We start from the raw sequence: 15,449 nt of genomic DNA, 5'->3' as shown, positions 1-15,449 counted from the left end.
TTTTTCCTTCCGAAATCCATATAATATAAAAAAGGCATCAGAGGTGATGGGTTATGGAAAACCGGAAATCTTATTCCGAACTGATGAAGACCCGTTCTGTGAAGGAAAATCCAGAAAACTTCATGATGGATGTATACATCCAAATGATTCTGGACGAAGCATGGTTCAATCATCGAAAAAAAATGCTGGAAGACAAAATTAATGATGCTCTGGACCGAAAAGATAGAGAAAAATTTATGGAGCTATCCAAAGAATATGCGAAATGGGTGCGTTAAATGATAAAAAAAGCCAATCCCAGAGGATTGGCTCAATCTATGTGAAGGTAATGATTATGGCCAGTCAATTAAGCTGTGGTAAATTGTTCAGCTTCCGTAGACCCTTTTAAAGCGGTTGTAGAAGAAGTACCTCCAGTAATCACTTGGGCAACCTCATCAAAATAACCAGTTCCAACCTCCCTCTGATGCCGTGTTGCTGTATAACCATACTGTTCGCTTCTAAATTCGGCTTGCTGAAGTTCAGAGTAGGCAGCCATTCCATGATCTTTATACTTGCGTGCAAGTTCAAACATGCTGTAATTCAATGCATGGAATCCAGCTAAAGTAACGAATTGGAACTTGTAGCCGTAAGAAGCAATTTCCTTTTGGAAACGTGCGATAGTATCGTCATCAAGCTTTTTCTTCCAATTAAAGGAAGGTGAGCAGTTATATGCCAATAACTTGCCTGGGAATTCTTTATGAATAGCCTCAGCAAACTTCCGTGCTTCTTCCAAATTAGGTTCAGATGTTTCACACCAAATCATGTCTGCGTATGGCGCATATGCCAAACCTCTAGCAATTGCTTGATCAAGACCAGCGCGAGTGCGGAAAAATCCTTCCTGTGTCCGTTCCCCAGTAATAAACTCTTTATCCCTGTCATCGATGTCGCTTGTGATCAAATCAGCCGCATTGGCATCAGTACGAGCAATGATAACAGTCGGAACATTCATCACATCAGCAGCCAGTCTTGCAGCAATCAAATTGCGAATAGCTGTTTGTGTCGGGAGCAAAACTTTTCCGCCTAAATGGCCGCATTTTTTCTCAGAAGACAATTGATCCTCGAAGTGAACAGCAGCTGCTCCTGCTTCAATCATCGCCTTCATCAATTCAAAAACGTTCAACTGACCGCCAAATCCAGCTTCAGCATCCGCAACAATTGGAACGAACCAATCAATTGAATGATCCCCTTCCATATGATGGATCTGATCTGCCCGCTGCAAAGCTTGATTAATCCGCTTTACGACATGCGGCACACTGTTAGCAGGATACAAGCTTTGATCCGGATACATTTGCCCCGCAAGATTAGCATCTGCTGCCACTTGCCAGCCGCTTAAGTAAATTGCTTTTAATCCGGCTTTTACTTGTTGGACAGCTTGATTTCCTGTCAAAGCTCCGAGGGCATTTACGTATTCCTCAGTTTTCATTAAATTCCAAAATTTTTCTGCTCCTCTTCTGGCAAGAGTATATTCGATTTCAATGGAACCTCTAAGCTTCAACACATCTTCAGCCGAATAAGGGCGTGTAATCCCTTTCCAGCGTTCATCTTTCTCCCAGCTTTCTTGCAATTGTCTCGCTTTTTCTTGTAATGTCATCTTTTCTCTCCCCTTTTTTGAAATATTTTTTAATTTAATCTTTCATAGCCTGGAAGCGTCAGAAAATCTACGAATTCATCATTTCTCACAAGCTCATCAAACAATTTCGCCGCTTCATCAAAACGCCCTTTTTGATAGGCTTCTTCACCAAACTCTTGTTTTATTTTTTCCAGCTCTTCCTGCTTAATTTTTTCATAAAGCTCTATTGTAACCTTCCGTCCGTCCTCCAACACCCCCTTTGGATGACGAATCCATTGCCATACCTGTGCCCTTGAAATTTCTGCCGTTGCAGCATCCTCCATCAAATTGTGGATAGGTGCAGCTCCTCTTCCAGAAAGCCATGATGCAAGATAACGAATGCCGACATCAATGTTCGTTCTTAATCCTTGCTCTGTAATTGTTCCTTCCGGGACTTCAAGAAGCTGTTCTGCTGAAATCTCAACATCTAGCTGTTTATCAATCTGGTTAGGTTGTTTCATATATTGGTCAAAAATTTCTTTGGCAACCGGTACAAGCGCAGGATGTGCCACCCATGTGCCATCGTGTCCATCTTTCGCTTCCCGCTCTTTATCAGCGCGCACTTTTTGGAACGCCTCTTCATTTTTCACCGGATCATCTTTAACCGGAATTTGCGCTGCCATTCCTCCAATGGCATGAACGTTCCGGCGATGGCACGTTTTAATCGCGAGCAGAGAATACGCCCTCATAAACGGAACCGTCATCGTTACTTGCGCCCGATCAGGTAAAATGACGTTTTGATCGTTTCGGAATTTTTTCAGATAGCTGAAAATATAATCCCATCTGCCGCAATTCAATCCAGCTGAATGCTCTTTCAGCTCGTATAATATTTCGTCCATTTCAAACGCGGCCAATATCGTTTCAATCAGAACGGTCGCTTTAATCGTCCCCCGCTTTACCCCCAATTCATCTTGCGCGAAACAGAAAACATCGTTCCACCATCTGGCTTCTAAGTGGCTTTCCAGCTTCGGCAAATAAAAGTAAGGTCCGCTTCCTCTTTTGATCAGTTCTTTTGCATTGTGGAAGAAATAAAGGCCAAAATCAAACAGACTGCCTGAAATCCGTTTTCCGTCCAATAGGACATGTTTTTCTTCTAGATGGAGTCCTCTCGGCCGCACGATCAGCGTTGCCGTTTCTTCATTCAGCTTATATACCTTTCCGTTTTCATTCACATATTCAATCGTTTTGTTGACCGCATCCCTTAAGTGAATTTGTCCTTCCACAATATTTTCCCAAGTCGGTGATGTGGCATCTTCAAAGTCCGCCATAAAAACTTTTGCGCCTGAATTTAAGGCATTGATAATCATTTTCCGGTCGACAGGTCCAGTAATTTCAACTCTGCGATCCTGCAAATCTTTTGGAACAGGCGGTATCGTCCAGTCCCCTTTTCGAATATGTTCCGTCTCCTTTAAAAACGACGGCTTCTCCCCTTCATTAATTCGCCTTTCCCGTTCTTTCCTCAGTTCAAGCAGCTCGATTCTTCTTGAACCAAATGTTTGTTCAAGCTTTTCAACGAACTGAAGGGCTTCGTTCGTTAAAATCTCCCTGTAAGAAGGCAGAAGAGTTCCCTTCACTTCCAGCCTAGATGCTGCACTAGCCTTCACGTTTCCTCACCTACCTTGTTATAAAACAGTTTTTAAATTACATTTTTAATATATAACAGATTAATACAGATTGGAAGACTTTTTTGAAAATTCGTTGTTTTCGTTTTCTTATCACATTCAATAAGTTTTTATTAACTTCCCTTTTTCGCTCGTACATCCGATCCATACCTCTATCTCAATCAGCACTTTTTGAAAACTTAAATAATTTTATGTTATTTTTTATAACATGATTTCGTTTTTCAAATTAAAATAATTGTAAAATTTAATAGATTTTACAAAAAAATAGTTGATTTTCAGTGAAAATAACCAATGACAGAATAGCTACCACAAATTATTATGTTATAAAAACGAACATAAAGTGTCACAAACAGAGGAGGAGGGATAAAAAATGGAAGCTGAAAAAGGTGTAAAAAATGCAGCTTTTATTAATCAAAAACCACAATTGGAGAAAAAGAAATTAAGAATGCCTCATATTTATGTCATATTGTTTGTTTTAATAATTCTTGCTACAGCCGCTACTTATTTTGTACCTGCTGGCGTTTATGAACGTATTCCAGGACCTGAAGGAAGAACAACGATTGATCCAAACTCATTTGATTTTGTTGAAGCAGCACCTGTAAGTCCTGTTGAATTTATGATGGCAGTCCCAAAAGGATTAGTTGCAGCAAGTGATGTCGTTTTTTTCACTTTGATCATCGGCGGTACATTTGCCGTTATTCGAAAAACAGGACTTATAGAAATAGGAGTAGAGAAACTAGCAAAAACATTTGCTTCCAATGGTATTGTGTTAATTCCAGTTTTAATGACTGTATTCGCAATTATATGCAGTTTAATTGGAACGCAAGAACTTAGTTTAGTTTATATACCTGTAATTCTCCCCCTATTTATTGCTTTAGGATTTGATTCAATGGTGGCGGCGGCGGTTGCTTTAGTTGCAACTACTGCTGGTTTTATGACAGGCTTTCTTAACCCGATTAATACTGGTTTAGGTCAAAAAATTGCAGGACTTCCAATATACTCAGGTATAGAATTTCGCATAGCGGCTTTCGTTGTCTTTGTTTTAGCAGGAATGATTTACATTATGCAATATGCTAAAAAAGTTAAAAAGAATCCTGAAGCAAGCTTAGTATATAAAGACGATCATGCTAAAAGGAATATGTACTTCAATCAATCTGTATCCAAAAGGAATGAAATGAATAAAAAACAAAAAGCTGCTTCTTTTGCCTTGTTATCCTTTTTTGTCTTATTAGTGTACGGTGTTTTAACTCAAGGCTGGTTTATGTTAGAAATGGCTGGACTGTTCATTATAATGGGTGTGGTTGTAGGTCTGATCGCTGGATTAACATTAAACGATATTTGCGAAGCATTTAATGACGGTTTTCGTGAAGTTTTAGTTGGGGCAATCATTGTTGGTATTGCCAGAGCAGTATCAGTAGTTATGGAAGACGGACAAATAATGGACACCATTGTCCATACACTAGGAACGATAGTAGGCGAAATACCAGGAACATTTAGTGTCATCGGGATGTTTATTGTCCAAATGCTATTTAGCTTTTTAATTCCGTCAGGCAGCGGACAAGCATTAGTTACTATGCCGATTTTAGCTCCGCTTTCTGATTTAATCGGAGTTACGAGACAAACAGCTGTTTTGGCCTACCAATTTGGAGACGGGCTAGGCAACATATTATTTCCAACTTCAGGATATTTTATGGCTGCACTAGCACTAGCTGGAGTTTCATGGCAAAAATGGGTTCGCTTTTATGTACCATTATTTTTAATTTGGTTTGGATTATCTGCTATTTTCCTGATCACCGCTCATTTCATTCAGTGGAACGGTTGAATCATGATTTAAAATGAGTCAAAAATTAATAAATCATCATATAAAAAACACGCGGCAAACAAAATGTTTTCCGCGTGTTTTTTTGAAATTTTATCGCATTTTTACTTGAGCATTTTGCATATTTTTTGACCCAAGAGCCATAAGGATTTCAAAGACATAAAAAAGGACTTCACCCCTAAAATGTAGAATTTTTGAAGTGACGAAACCACAAAAATTCAAAAGGAGGAAGTCACTTTGTATATTCTACAAGAAAGCCTATTTTCCTTTGAAGAACTGCAAAAATTAGAGTCAAAAGAGAAATTACCTATCTTTTTTAGCTCGCTTGATTTACGCCCTTATGCTAAACAGTTGAGAAGTTCTTCACCCCGAGGGGCTGACGGTCATTCCAGAGAAGGGATTCTAAGGGCTCTCATCGCTGCCCCACTCGAAGGCATCGACACCTTTACCGCCCTTCATCATCGATTGGATAAAGACCTTCGTTTCCGTTATCAATGCGGTTTATCGATTGATCGCCCCGCACCGTCTATCTCCACTCTCAGCCGGGTTTTTGCGGCACTTACCAAAAAAAAGCTGGCTGAAAAGATCTTCCTTGACTTGGTACAGTTAGCTCAGGAGGAAGGAATAATTGACGGCAGCCACCAGGCCATCGACAGTGCCGCCATTGATGCCTATGAAAAGAAACAGCCCAAAAAGCGTAGTGAACAAACGGGTAATGCCAATTGGGGCGCAAAATATGATTCCTTCGGCAATAAAATTACCTGGTTTGGCTATAAGATGCATCTTTCAGTCGATACCGCAAGCGAACTGCCAATAGCCATAAAAGTAACCCCTGCCCATGTGAACGATGGAGAAGTCGCACCAGAATTAATAGAGCAAGTGGCAGAGCGTACCAAATCCAAAATTGAATTTCTGATCATGGATGGCGGATATGACCAACTAAAAAACTATGAATCAGCCAAAAACATTGGAGCGCAAGCCATTATCCCGCTCAATTTGCGCAACGAAAAAGAGCCTCCTGAAGGGATTTCTTCCAATGGAACTCCGCGTTGTTCCATGGGTTATGAAATGACTTATTGGGGAGCTGATAAGGACCAGCTCAAGTTCAGATGTCCTCACGCAACCGGCAAAGTGGATTGCCCATTAGGAATGGCAGCCTGTTCATCTTCCAACTATGGAATGGTGGTAAAAGTCGACATCAAAAAGGATGTGCGCCGATATTCCAATCCGCACCGTGATACAAAACGTTGGAAAGAGCTTTACAACGAGAGGACAAGTGTAGAACGCTGTAATTCAAGAATGAAAAGCTACCTTACGGCGAACTCCCTACATGTATGGGGAATTGAAAAAGTAAAGACCCATATTTACCTGAACGCTATTGTATTACTTGTTTCAGCGCTAGCGATGGCAAAGGAAAATAAAGGGAAGAAAGCCGCTTAAAAAAATTCAATGTGAAAAATTCTGTAGGTATGCCCGAAAACAAGATTATTGTAATATTTTGTAAAATAACATGCTGGTAGCTATTTGCCGAGTGCTTTATTTTTTATACTTTTATCCAAAAAATCTAATTTTGCAAAATGCTCACTTAAAAAACGGCTCCCCTGGCTTTCGACTATCTTCCAATACAAGAATCCCTTTTTCTTTTGGTGCATTGGGCAGGTTTAATTCTTTTGCCGAACAGATCATGCCGCTCGAGGAAATGCCTCTTAGTTCAGCTTCTTTTATCACCATTCCGCTTGGCATAACCGCTCCTACCTTTGCAACAACAACTTTTTGTCCAGCCGCAACATTCGGTGCCCCGCAAACAATTTGAAGCACTTCATCCCCCACATCGACTTTGCATACACTTAATTTGTCAGCGTTCGGATGCTTTTCTTTTTCCAATACATGGCCAACGACAAATTTCGGTGATAAATCCGCCTCCAGCTTATCTGAAAAACCGTTTTGCGCAATTGTTTGATTGATCTTTTCCACCATTTCTGCCGTTACATCTAATTGGCCGTTTCCGTCAAGCGAAAAATAAGAAGTTGCCTGAAAAATGTTGAAGCCTGCTGTTTCATTAGTTTCAGCATCAAATATTTTTACAACATCTCCTTTTCTTTCAAACCGCTTCTGTTCATACGGTATATCTTTTAAAGAGATGATGAGTACATCGCCGATTCCTTCTTTATTGTAAAATACATTCATTGCTTGTCATCGTCTCCTTTCGTCAGTTTTCTGCGGTTTTTTGCCAAAATAAAGATCGGTTCGAGCTTTTTGTTTTCATAAATAAAGGATAAAGCCGTAATCGGCACCCTCCCATTTGTAAAAAAGCTCATCGTCAGCTGTGCCAGCACGTCATAACCCGTTTCATTTCGAATGTCGCCTATGATCAGCACGTCTTGATGAGGGACGCTGACAGTCATATCCCCTTGAACTTTTGATTCATATTCTTTTAAAATTGACTCATTTAAAATCCTGCTGGCATCGTAGCCGTCATTTGAATTAAAAAAATAAAAAACATTGCCTGCGACCTTATCTTCTTTTACTTTTGTCGGCAATGAACGCAAATTAAAGGCAGCCATTTCCTTCAATTGCTGGCGCGTCCAATTCTCCTTCTTCATCATCTGTTCATCAATTAGGCGATACGAATTTCCGAGATCAAGGGCATAATAAATTCGGGTCTCAGCAGTATGATCCTCAAAAATAAGAGGAACGCCATTCGACTCAACCGGAAAGGAAGTTGAGCGAATGACAGGATAAATCTGTTTTTCCTTGCCGCTTAATGCACCTTCATTTTTCATAGCTGAGAGAGACTCGGTTATGTAATAAACGAATTCATCAATCGCTTTTTCTTTTTTTTCGTTCCATTTTGAAATAATACCTGGCAAGGAGAGTGTCAGCCCTTTTTTCAATTCTGGATCTTCGATTCTTAACGTATCCTTTTTTCGATTAAATGAAAAGTGAAATGAGTAATCATTTAACTTCTCTTTTAACAATTCGACCATTTGTTCAGAATTCATAAGGCTGATCATCTCCTTTTTATTTTCTTTATATTAAAGATTTAAGCCATCTAAAAATTGCTGAACTTCCTCTTTTGTTTTCCGATCTTTGCTGACGAAGCGTCCGATCTCTTTTCCCTCGTTAAATGCGATAAAGCTTGGGATGCCAAAAACATTTAATTCTGCGCATAAATCGATATATTCATCCCGATCGACATAATAAAATGCGAACTGCGGATTCTCCTTTTCCAATTCAGGAAGATGCGGCTTAATAAACCCGCAATCTGGACACCAATCAGCCGAAAATACAAATAAAGCATTTTTTCCTTTCGTAAGCTCCCAAAAATGATCAACAGATTGAATGTTTTCCATCTCTAAAAGTCTCCTTTTATCTTTTTTCATTGGCATCGTAACAAATCTCAGCAAAAAAAGCTACTAACTCGCATGCCTGAGCCGATCAAAGTTAATTTTTTTTGGAAAATTGATATTGTCCTATTAACAGCTTCATGATATGTGCAAACATTTCTTTCCGGTCGATAAAGCCGTTTGTAAAGATTCCGATTGCTCCTTCTCGATGTCTCACATTTCTTTTTTTCGCATATGCATCCATTACATCTCCAAGCTCCAAGCCTTTTTTCAAAGGCTCAAGAAATTCATTCGGGAGCGGGATTCTCGCCCCTCCAGCAATATATTCATTTCCATCTTTATCAATTAATGCACCCCAATTGCATAAAAACAATCCGCGAGGTGTAACATCCACACCCCCCTCAAGACCAACCGAAAGATCCGGTTTAACTTTTTCAAAGACATTTTTTGCCCGATTTAATGCCCCCTGCAATGTTTCCTCATCGGAAAATGGCTGTGTTGAAACCCCGGATGGAACATCAACTGAGATGAATTCCATGTTCTTCTCTTCCAAAAGAGAAAAGGTCTCCTTCACCGCATTGATTTTCGCCAGGTTTTTCGATCCGATTGCGACATTCATTTTTGCCCTCCGGAATGTTTTATGTTAAACGTTTTGCTTAATTTTTTCAACAGTGGATCGATCGCAAGCTTTTATGAGCTTCACAAGCAATTCTTTTGCTGCTAAATAATCATCGACATGGATCATCGAAGCATGAGTATGAATATATCGGGCGCATATTCCGATTACCGCTGAAGGCACACCGCTGCCAGAAATATGTACTCGGCCTGCATCTGTTCCGCCTTGGGATGTAAAATATTGATATGGAATATTGTTTGTTTCAGCTGTGTCAAGAATAAATTCCCGCATTCCCCGATGAGTGACCATTGTCCGATCATAAATTCTCAGCAGAACTCCTTTTCCAAGCTGACCAAATTCGTTTTTGTCCCCGCTCATGTCGTTGGCAGGACTCGCATCCAATGCAAAAAAGATGTCCGGCTTAATCAAATTGGCGGCCGTTTGCGCTCCCCTTAACCCTACTTCTTCCTGGACAGTCGCTCCAGAATACAAAACGTTTGGCAATGTTTCATCTTTCACTTCTTTCAACAGCTCAATGGCCAGCCCGCATCCATACCTGTTGTCCCAAGCTTTTGCCAAAATTTTTTTCGAATTAGCCATCGGCGTAAACGGGCAGACCGGAACAATTTGCTGTCCTGGCTTGATTCCTATGGCTTCCGCATCTGAGCGATTATCAGCGCCGATATCAATCAGCATATTTTTAATCTCCATCGGCTTTTTCCGAACTTCCTCATTGAGCAAATGCGGAGGGATGGATGCGATCACGCCGATCACCGGACCGCGTTCAGTTATAATTTGCACGCGCTGCGCCAGCAAAACCTGACTCCACCATCCTCCCAGCGGTTGAAAGCGGATCATTCCATTTTCTGTAATAGATGTGACCATAAAGCCTACCTCGTCCATATGGCCTGCAACCATTATAGTTGGTCCATCCTCACTGCCTTTTTTCACTCCAAAAATGCTGCCGAGTTTGTCTTGAACGATCTCATCTGCATATTTTTCTAGCTCTTTGCGCATAAATGAGCGAACAGCGTGTTCATTGCCTGATGCACCCGGCAGCTCTGTTAATGTTTTAAATAAATCCAACGTTTCGTTGTTCATGTTTATATCCCCTTCTTTAGCTTAATTTAGACCATCACGTACACAAAATATGTATAAACTTATTTTAGCGAATGATGAATGTATATTCCACAAATGTAACAAAACTGCGTTATACTAATAGTAAATTGTTTAAGGAGGGAAGATTGTGAAATGGAAAAATTTCCTGATCGGCTTCGCAGCAGGGATTGCCGTCGGATATGTATTAAAAAACGAATATAAAAAGCCGTTTCTTTCGCCGGAAAAAGCACTTGAATCGGTGAAAAAAGCTTTTAAACAAAAAGGCCCGATCAACGGATCCTGGATTTACACCATCCCGCAAGATTATGAAAAAAATGATATATCTTATAAAGTGTATGAGGCAGGAATCAGCCGTTTTTATAAAGGGAAAACTGAACAGTTTGAAGTTATTGTCGATGCATCGAGCGGAACCATTTTACATGTAAATCAGCTTTCCTCTTAACAAGAAACAGAGAAAACAAATTTCTTTGTCTCTTTGGGGAGTGAAAAAAATGGGGATTGTTAAAAAAGGTGTGACGATTTTACATTTTGATGAAACATACCATTATCAAAGAAAATTACAATCGTATTCTCACGAATGCATTGATTTCACTGATTTAGAAGGAACCCGGCTGTTTTGTGACGGACAATCGTTAAAAGTAATAAAAAGAAAGCTGTTGAGCCGCAAGCAAAAAGGAATTACGTTCATCGGCAGCGGCGATTATCACTATGTTACATATCTCCTGTTGAATGAAATAAAACTTCCGTTTACCCTTCTTCTATTTGACCATCATACAGACTTAGACGATTCTGCAATCGGGAGGAACATGCCAATTTCTTGCGGCTCATGGTTATCTTTTGCGCTAAAAGACAATCCTTTTTTAACAAAAGCCATTATCATCGGTCCAAAATGGACAGAAAAACAAGAAATAGAAAAAGTCAAGGTCATCCCGTATACACCTGAAAATCATCCGTATATTTTACAACAAATTCAACAAATACAAAATGATTTTGTTTATATTAGCATCGACAAAGATGTTTTAAAAAAAGGGGAGGCGGTGACAAACTGGGACCAAGGTACAATGAGTGCTGCGACATTGCTTTTTTATTTGCGGACAATATTAAATGAAAAAAAAGTGATCGGCCTCGATGTTTGCGGCGAGGCGCCGCGTAAAAGACTGGCTTTCTCTTTTCTCGAAGATCGAATGATGAATAAAAATGAAACGATAAATCTGAACATTTTAAAAATGTGCTTACGGAATCCTCACGTGTACGAAACAAATCAATTCCCCTAAAGTTTTTGCTTAAGTAAAAGACTGAAGAGTGCAGAAGATTCATCCCTCGAAAATTCCATTTTTTATCAAAAAAACATCCCGCACACTATCGTGCAGGGATGTTTGTCTTTACCGAATTTTCACTTTCGCAATTTCACTTCCGCCCTATAAATCTTTTGTCCTTTTTTGGAAAATTTCTCTTCGTATTCCGTCATTACATTGTCTGTAAAATCACTTTGGTGAAGATCTAAACTTACCCATTTCAATAAAAATCCGTATTCGGAAAAACTGACAAGCGAATATTCAAACAGCCTTTGGTTATCCGTTTTAAAATGAATTTCACCTTCATCAGCTAAAATGCTCTCAAAAATGGAAAGAAAGGAATGATGTGTCAAGCGCCGCTTCGCATGGCGTTTTTTTGGCCAAGGATCTGAAAAATTTAAATAGATTCGCTCAACCTCGCCTTTCGCAAAAATTTCAGCTAACTGGCTCGCATTTATGTTCATAAGCTTTACATTCGGAAGTTCCTCTTCTTTTAATTTTTTTAAAGCCGAGACGAGGACGCTTTCCTGAAGCTCAATGCCGATATAATTAATATGCGGATTTTGCTTCCCCATACCGACAATAAACTGTCCTTTGCCGGTGCCGACTTCTATATGAACGGGATGCTCATTCCCGAACAAATCGTTCCATTTCCCTTTCCATTCAAAAGGCTGCTGTATAACAAATTGGGGATGATTTCTTAAAAAATCTCCGGCCCAAGGCTTATTTCTTAAACGCATATTCCACCTCTGTTTATTTTTTTACTATGTCAAAAGAGCCGTATACTGAACGGCTCTTTATTGTATAGAAATCGAAATGATGTATATTCTAATCAATAAAGAAATGGGGTGAGAATGAATGCAATTGAATTATCGTGATCAACTGATGCTTCTGAAAGATATTTTATCTGAACATGAAAGTGAATGCTGCGGATCAGTAGCGGAATATGAGCAATTAGAGCGCCTCATTCGGTCATTAATGGCCAATGCTGAAGTTAATGATCAGTTAAAGCAATCGCTTGAAACAATATATACTTATTGCAAAAACGGGAAAAATTCCAGCGATATAACCGATTTTATCGCCTCACATCAAGGGCAGTTGACTCAATGGCTTGAGGATATCAATGCCCTTTCCTAAGCAAAGCATTTAAAAATTCCAGCTGCTCCGCCATTTCTTTTTCATTGTTTTTCTTTCTCAAAAAAGAGATGGACAAAATGACTTGAGCTAACATATACCAATGCATGCGAACTTTTAAATCGTCCGTTAAATCAGCTCCGTATTTTTTCAGCCATTCATCCCATTCACTTTCATGAATGTAAGTATATAACAGCATTCCTAAATCAATCGCCGGATCGGCAATCATTGCTCCATCCCAATCGATTAAATACAATTGGTTGTCCTCAGATAAAAGCCAGTTGTTATGATGAATATCACAATGGCAAACAACAGCTTCTTTATGCTGCACCTCTGTCACGTTTTGTTCCAAATAACATAGTGCTTGTCGAATAACCGGAAGCTCCAAAAGCTCCAAATTCGCTGCTTTTTTTACATTTTCGAGCAGCGTTTCAGGCGAGAGCGGCTCTTTTCCTAAACGTTTTAACATATCAAGTAGTTCATACGACCGATGGATTTTCTTTAGGAGCTCCGCAACGTGCTCGTTTTTCATATCTTTCGGTTTTAAACCGCGCCCGTTTAGCCAATGCTGCGCCGTAATCACATCACCGTTTTCCATTCTTTTCGTCCAAACGAGCTTAGGAACAATTCCTTCCGCTGACAAAACAGCTAAAAACGGCGAAGAATTGCGTTTTAAGAACAGTTTTTTTCCATTTTTTTCAGCATAAAAGGCTTCTCCTGTCGCTCCTCCTGCCGGAGATATTTCCCAATCGCTACCTAATACGTCTTCCAACCAATTCACCTTCAATTTCAAGCCCACATTTCGTTAGTAGATTCACCCTGCGCAATAAAAAAGACAGCTATTGAATTGAATGAGATGTTTCCAATAGCTATCCATTATAAATTTTATCTTCTAACAGTCTTTTTCGTCAAGAAAAAGTAAAAACATACCCTCATACTTCCATAAAGAACAACATGTAATCGAACATTTTCAAAAAATTCATTCATTAAATCGTTTTACCGCATTTGTTGCACATGATGCTAAAAGAGCCTTTACAGCTTTTAGTTGCATATTTTTAAAAGGAGAAGGCTGGCGCCGCATATTTTGAAACCAGTCGTCGTAGCTTCTCACATCAATTATTTCAATATCTGCCGGCAGCTCTGAAGCATGTATATATCCCGTTCTGTTTAATAATATTTTTCGAATTGGAAAGTTAACCTCCGCATTTGATAAAATCTGTTTTACTATATTTGCTGTCCGCTCCAATCCGATAATGGGAGATAATATTTTTTTCTCGCCTTGATCGTCCCGTTTCAGCCAAAATTTCTGTTTTGTACCGATTAATACGTTGTTTTCTTTATATTCTAATGCGGTAAGGCATACGATATCTGTTGGCCGAATGATGATAATTTCTCCTTGGACAGAGGCTTTTTTAATAAGAAAAACCGGATAATACATGACAAAATAAGTGTCAGGAAACCGCTGCAAAAAATATTTGAGCAGCGAATCCTTTTCAAAAGCTTCATCCATCGGGGAAATTTCCCGAATGGTAGAGCTTGCCCATACAAGCTGGGAGTTGAAAATCCGATCTAAAAACAATTGTTTTTCACTATCTAAGGTTGAATGAGCAAATTGGATACTCTCAAACCTTTTTTTAATTACTTCCCACTGTTGTTTTTTCAAGCGGATAAATTGATTGGCATAACGATTTAGATCTATTTCATACCTTGATATATAATCCTCCATTTTAATCAACTGAGCCAAGATCGCGTCATCTCCTCTTTATCTCTACAAAAATAGCTGAACAACGTACGGGCAGATAATGGAAGCAAATATAGCGCTTAACGTCATCGAAATCGAACCGATTGCTCCTTCCAGACTGCCGTATTCTGCTGCCCTCGCTGTGCCAATTCCGTGGGAAGCTGTACCATATCCGATCCCAATAGCAATTGGATGATGTATGCGAAGTAATTTCAATAAATAAGGTCCAAACATCGCACCAAATATTCCTGCTATCATGACATAAACTGCAGCAAGGGTAGGATTACCTCCAATTATGTCTGTGATATCCATAGCTACCGGCGAAGTGACCGATTTGGGTGCAAGCGAAAGAATCAGTTCCTTATCTATTCCGAATAAAACAGCCATCATAATTCCTGAACACAGCCCGATAATCGTGCCGACGACAACGCTCAAAACAATTGATACAGCGTACTTTTTCAATGTTGATCGATGCTTGTACAGCGGGAATGCCAGCGCGACTACGGCAGGGCCTAGAAGCTCATCAATCCATTTTCCTCCATACATGTACGTATGATACGAAATATGAAATGTAATCAATAAACTAATGATGACAAATGTTGAAGTGGCAATCGGAACTAATAATGGAATATGGATTTTATTGTACAATTTAACCATTAGCCAATAAATCAGCACTGTAGCAAGTATCATTAAGATGGAGACTATTATTTTCATAAGCTTTGATCACTCCCATTCTGCCCAGCAGCCTGCTTTTTTTTTGGCAGCGGTCATCTGGCTGACGAAAGATGAAATGGACATCACCAGCACCGTGCTAATAATGACAATGAATACTGTCAAGATACCTTTTGATTGGAACAGCGAAAAATATTCCATCACCCCAACTGTCGCAGGAATAAATAAAAGGGCAAGATGCTTGACTAAAAAAGAGCATCCGTCTTTCACTAAATTTTGAAAAGGCTCGTAATGCAAAAGAGCGAAAAGAATCAACATGCCTATAATGCTTCCTGGAATCATTAAATGAAACAATTTTTGAAGGAACGTGCCAATAACATAAATGACATACAACAAACCTATTTGCCATATCAAATTAAATATTTTCAATTTTTTTACC

General features: G+C 39.4%; 18 protein-coding genes. 6 read left to right on the top strand and 12 right to left on the bottom strand.

What is annotated here, in order from left to right; genetic code table 11:
* Positions 1 to 53 precede the first annotated feature (53 nt).
* Positions 54 to 275: an IDEAL domain-containing protein gene (locus NSU19_RS05355; RefSeq protein ID WP_063386620.1), complete on the top strand. Its 222-nt coding sequence runs from the start codon at positions 54 to 56 to the stop codon at positions 273 to 275.
* Positions 276 to 343: 68 nt separating this feature from the next.
* Here NSU19_RS05355 and aceA read toward each other — a convergent pair whose 3' ends face one another.
* Both aceA and aceB read right to left on the bottom strand, forming a co-directional pair.
* Positions 344 to 1,627 carry an isocitrate lyase gene (gene aceA / locus NSU19_RS05350; RefSeq protein WP_339194632.1) on the bottom strand — a complete coding sequence of 428 codons (1,284 nt, stop codon included), beginning with the start codon at positions 1,625 to 1,627 and terminating at the stop codon, positions 344 to 346.
* A 29-nt stretch (positions 1,628 to 1,656) separates the two neighbouring features.
* Entirely contained in the window at positions 1,657 to 3,249 is a 1,593-nt protein-coding gene (gene aceB / locus NSU19_RS05345) for a malate synthase A (RefSeq protein ID WP_063386618.1), read from the bottom strand.
* A gap of 388 nt (positions 3,250 to 3,637) precedes the next feature.
* On the opposite strand from aceB, the gene NSU19_RS05340 reads away from it, so the two are divergent.
* Positions 3,638 to 5,089: an AbgT family transporter gene (locus NSU19_RS05340; protein ID WP_339194629.1), complete on the top strand. Its 1,452-nt coding sequence runs from the start codon at positions 3,638 to 3,640 to the stop codon at positions 5,087 to 5,089.
* A 234-nt stretch (positions 5,090 to 5,323) separates the two neighbouring features.
* Positions 5,324 to 6,526, top strand: coding sequence for a transposase (locus NSU19_RS05335; protein ID WP_339192838.1), 1,203 nt, complete (start codon positions 5,324 to 5,326; stop codon positions 6,524 to 6,526).
* A gap of 141 nt (positions 6,527 to 6,667) precedes the next feature.
* Here NSU19_RS05335 and ytpR read toward each other — a convergent pair whose 3' ends face one another.
* The 5 genes from ytpR to NSU19_RS05310 all read right to left on the bottom strand — a co-directional run bounded on the left by ytpR (position 6,668) and on the right by NSU19_RS05310 (position 10,150).
* Complete coding sequence (gene ytpR, locus NSU19_RS05330) at positions 6,668 to 7,273, bottom strand: YtpR family tRNA-binding protein (RefSeq protein ID WP_063386617.1); 606 nt, start codon at positions 7,271 to 7,273, stop codon at positions 6,668 to 6,670.
* Positions 7,270 to 8,088 carry a DUF1444 domain-containing protein gene (locus NSU19_RS05325; protein ID WP_063386616.1) on the bottom strand — a complete coding sequence of 273 codons (819 nt, stop codon included), beginning with the start codon at positions 8,086 to 8,088 and terminating at the stop codon, positions 7,270 to 7,272. Before NSU19_RS05325 ends, ytpR begins: the two co-directional genes overlap by 4 nt.
* A gap of 33 nt (positions 8,089 to 8,121) precedes the next feature.
* Positions 8,122 to 8,439, bottom strand: a complete 318-nt coding sequence (locus NSU19_RS05320) for a thioredoxin family protein (RefSeq protein ID WP_063386615.1) — start codon at positions 8,437 to 8,439, stop codon at positions 8,122 to 8,124.
* A gap of 91 nt (positions 8,440 to 8,530) precedes the next feature.
* Complete coding sequence (locus NSU19_RS05315) at positions 8,531 to 9,052, bottom strand: DUF84 family protein (protein WP_327855821.1); 522 nt, start codon at positions 9,050 to 9,052, stop codon at positions 8,531 to 8,533.
* 24 nt (positions 9,053 to 9,076) lie between these two features.
* Positions 9,077 to 10,150, bottom strand: coding sequence for a M42 family metallopeptidase (locus NSU19_RS05310; protein WP_063386613.1), 1,074 nt, complete (start codon positions 10,148 to 10,150; stop codon positions 9,077 to 9,079).
* Positions 10,151 to 10,295: 145 nt separating this feature from the next.
* Between NSU19_RS05310 and NSU19_RS05305 the strand changes: the two genes are divergently transcribed.
* Entirely contained in the window at positions 10,296 to 10,610 is a 315-nt protein-coding gene (locus tag NSU19_RS05305; RefSeq protein ID WP_063386612.1) for a PepSY domain-containing protein, read from the top strand.
* A gap of 49 nt (positions 10,611 to 10,659) precedes the next feature.
* Positions 10,660 to 11,442, top strand: coding sequence for an arginase family protein (locus tag NSU19_RS05300; RefSeq protein ID WP_339194622.1), 783 nt, complete (start codon positions 10,660 to 10,662; stop codon positions 11,440 to 11,442).
* Positions 11,443 to 11,561: 119 nt separating this feature from the next.
* On the opposite strand, the gene trmB is transcribed toward NSU19_RS05300, so the two are convergent.
* Positions 11,562 to 12,203: a tRNA (guanosine(46)-N7)-methyltransferase TrmB gene (trmB, locus tag NSU19_RS05295; RefSeq protein ID WP_339194619.1), complete on the bottom strand. Its 642-nt coding sequence runs from the start codon at positions 12,201 to 12,203 to the stop codon at positions 11,562 to 11,564.
* Between the two features lie 118 nt (positions 12,204 to 12,321).
* Here trmB and NSU19_RS05290 point away from each other — a divergent pair, with 118 nt between their 5' ends.
* Entirely contained in the window at positions 12,322 to 12,600 is a 279-nt protein-coding gene (locus tag NSU19_RS05290) for a YtzH-like family protein (RefSeq protein ID WP_339194616.1), read from the top strand.
* Here NSU19_RS05290 and NSU19_RS05285 read toward each other — a convergent pair.
* The 4 genes from NSU19_RS05285 to NSU19_RS05270 all read right to left on the bottom strand — a co-directional run bounded on the left by NSU19_RS05285 (position 12,584) and on the right by NSU19_RS05270 (position 15,439).
* Positions 12,584 to 13,378 (bottom strand): phosphotransferase family protein, encoded by a 795-nt coding sequence (locus NSU19_RS05285; RefSeq protein ID WP_082829584.1) that lies wholly within the window; start codon positions 13,376 to 13,378, stop codon positions 12,584 to 12,586. The two genes, NSU19_RS05290 and NSU19_RS05285, sit on opposite strands and share 17 nt — an antisense overlap.
* A gap of 198 nt (positions 13,379 to 13,576) precedes the next feature.
* Positions 13,577 to 14,341, bottom strand: coding sequence for an NERD domain-containing protein (locus NSU19_RS05280; RefSeq protein ID WP_339199081.1), 765 nt, complete (start codon positions 14,339 to 14,341; stop codon positions 13,577 to 13,579).
* A gap of 24 nt (positions 14,342 to 14,365) precedes the next feature.
* Complete coding sequence (locus NSU19_RS05275) at positions 14,366 to 15,052, bottom strand: LrgB family protein (RefSeq protein ID WP_186439324.1); 687 nt, start codon at positions 15,050 to 15,052, stop codon at positions 14,366 to 14,368.
* A gap of 9 nt (positions 15,053 to 15,061) precedes the next feature.
* Positions 15,062 to 15,439 carry a CidA/LrgA family protein gene (locus NSU19_RS05270; RefSeq protein WP_311067008.1) on the bottom strand — a complete coding sequence of 126 codons (378 nt, stop codon included), beginning with the start codon at positions 15,437 to 15,439 and terminating at the stop codon, positions 15,062 to 15,064.
* Positions 15,440 to 15,449: the final 10 nt, after the last annotated feature.

Origin of the sequence: Aeribacillus sp. FSL k6-2211 (assembly GCF_037966125.1) — a bacterium.
GTDB classification, from domain to species: Bacteria; Bacillota; Bacilli; order Bacillales; family Aeribacillaceae; genus Aeribacillus; species Aeribacillus composti.
This window is presented reverse-complemented; position numbering and strand designations above follow the sequence as displayed.

Bases quoted from the DNA above. Each gene is read 5' to 3' on its own strand.
- NSU19_RS05320 (WP_063386615.1), bottom strand. From the start codon at position 8,439: ATGGAAAACATTCAATCTGTTGATCATTTTTGGGAGCTTACGAAAGGA.
- aceA (WP_339194632.1), bottom strand. From the start codon at position 1,627: ATGACATTACAAGAAAAAGCGAGACAATTGCAAGAAAGCTGGGAGAAA.
- NSU19_RS05275 (WP_186439324.1), bottom strand. From the start codon at position 15,052: ATGAAAATAATAGTCTCCATCTTAATGATACTTGCTACAGTGCTGATT.
- NSU19_RS05340 (WP_339194629.1), top strand. From the start codon at position 3,638: ATGGAAGCTGAAAAAGGTGTAAAAAATGCAGCTTTTATTAATCAAAAA.
- NSU19_RS05315 (WP_327855821.1), bottom strand. From the start codon at position 9,052: ATGAATGTCGCAATCGGATCGAAAAACCTGGCGAAAATCAATGCGGTG.
- NSU19_RS05310 (WP_063386613.1), bottom strand. From the start codon at position 10,150: ATGAACAACGAAACGTTGGATTTATTTAAAACATTAACAGAGCTGCCG.
- NSU19_RS05300 (WP_339194622.1), top strand. From the start codon at position 10,660: ATGGGGATTGTTAAAAAAGGTGTGACGATTTTACATTTTGATGAAACA.
- NSU19_RS05325 (WP_063386616.1), bottom strand. From the start codon at position 8,088: ATGAATTCTGAACAAATGGTCGAATTGTTAAAAGAGAAGTTAAATGAT.
- trmB (WP_339194619.1), bottom strand. From the start codon at position 12,203: ATGCGTTTAAGAAATAAGCCTTGGGCCGGAGATTTTTTAAGAAATCAT.
- ytpR (WP_063386617.1), bottom strand. From the start codon at position 7,273: ATGAATGTATTTTACAATAAAGAAGGAATCGGCGATGTACTCATCATC.
- NSU19_RS05355 (WP_063386620.1), top strand. From the start codon at position 54: ATGGAAAACCGGAAATCTTATTCCGAACTGATGAAGACCCGTTCTGTG.
- NSU19_RS05290 (WP_339194616.1), top strand. From the start codon at position 12,322: ATGCAATTGAATTATCGTGATCAACTGATGCTTCTGAAAGATATTTTA.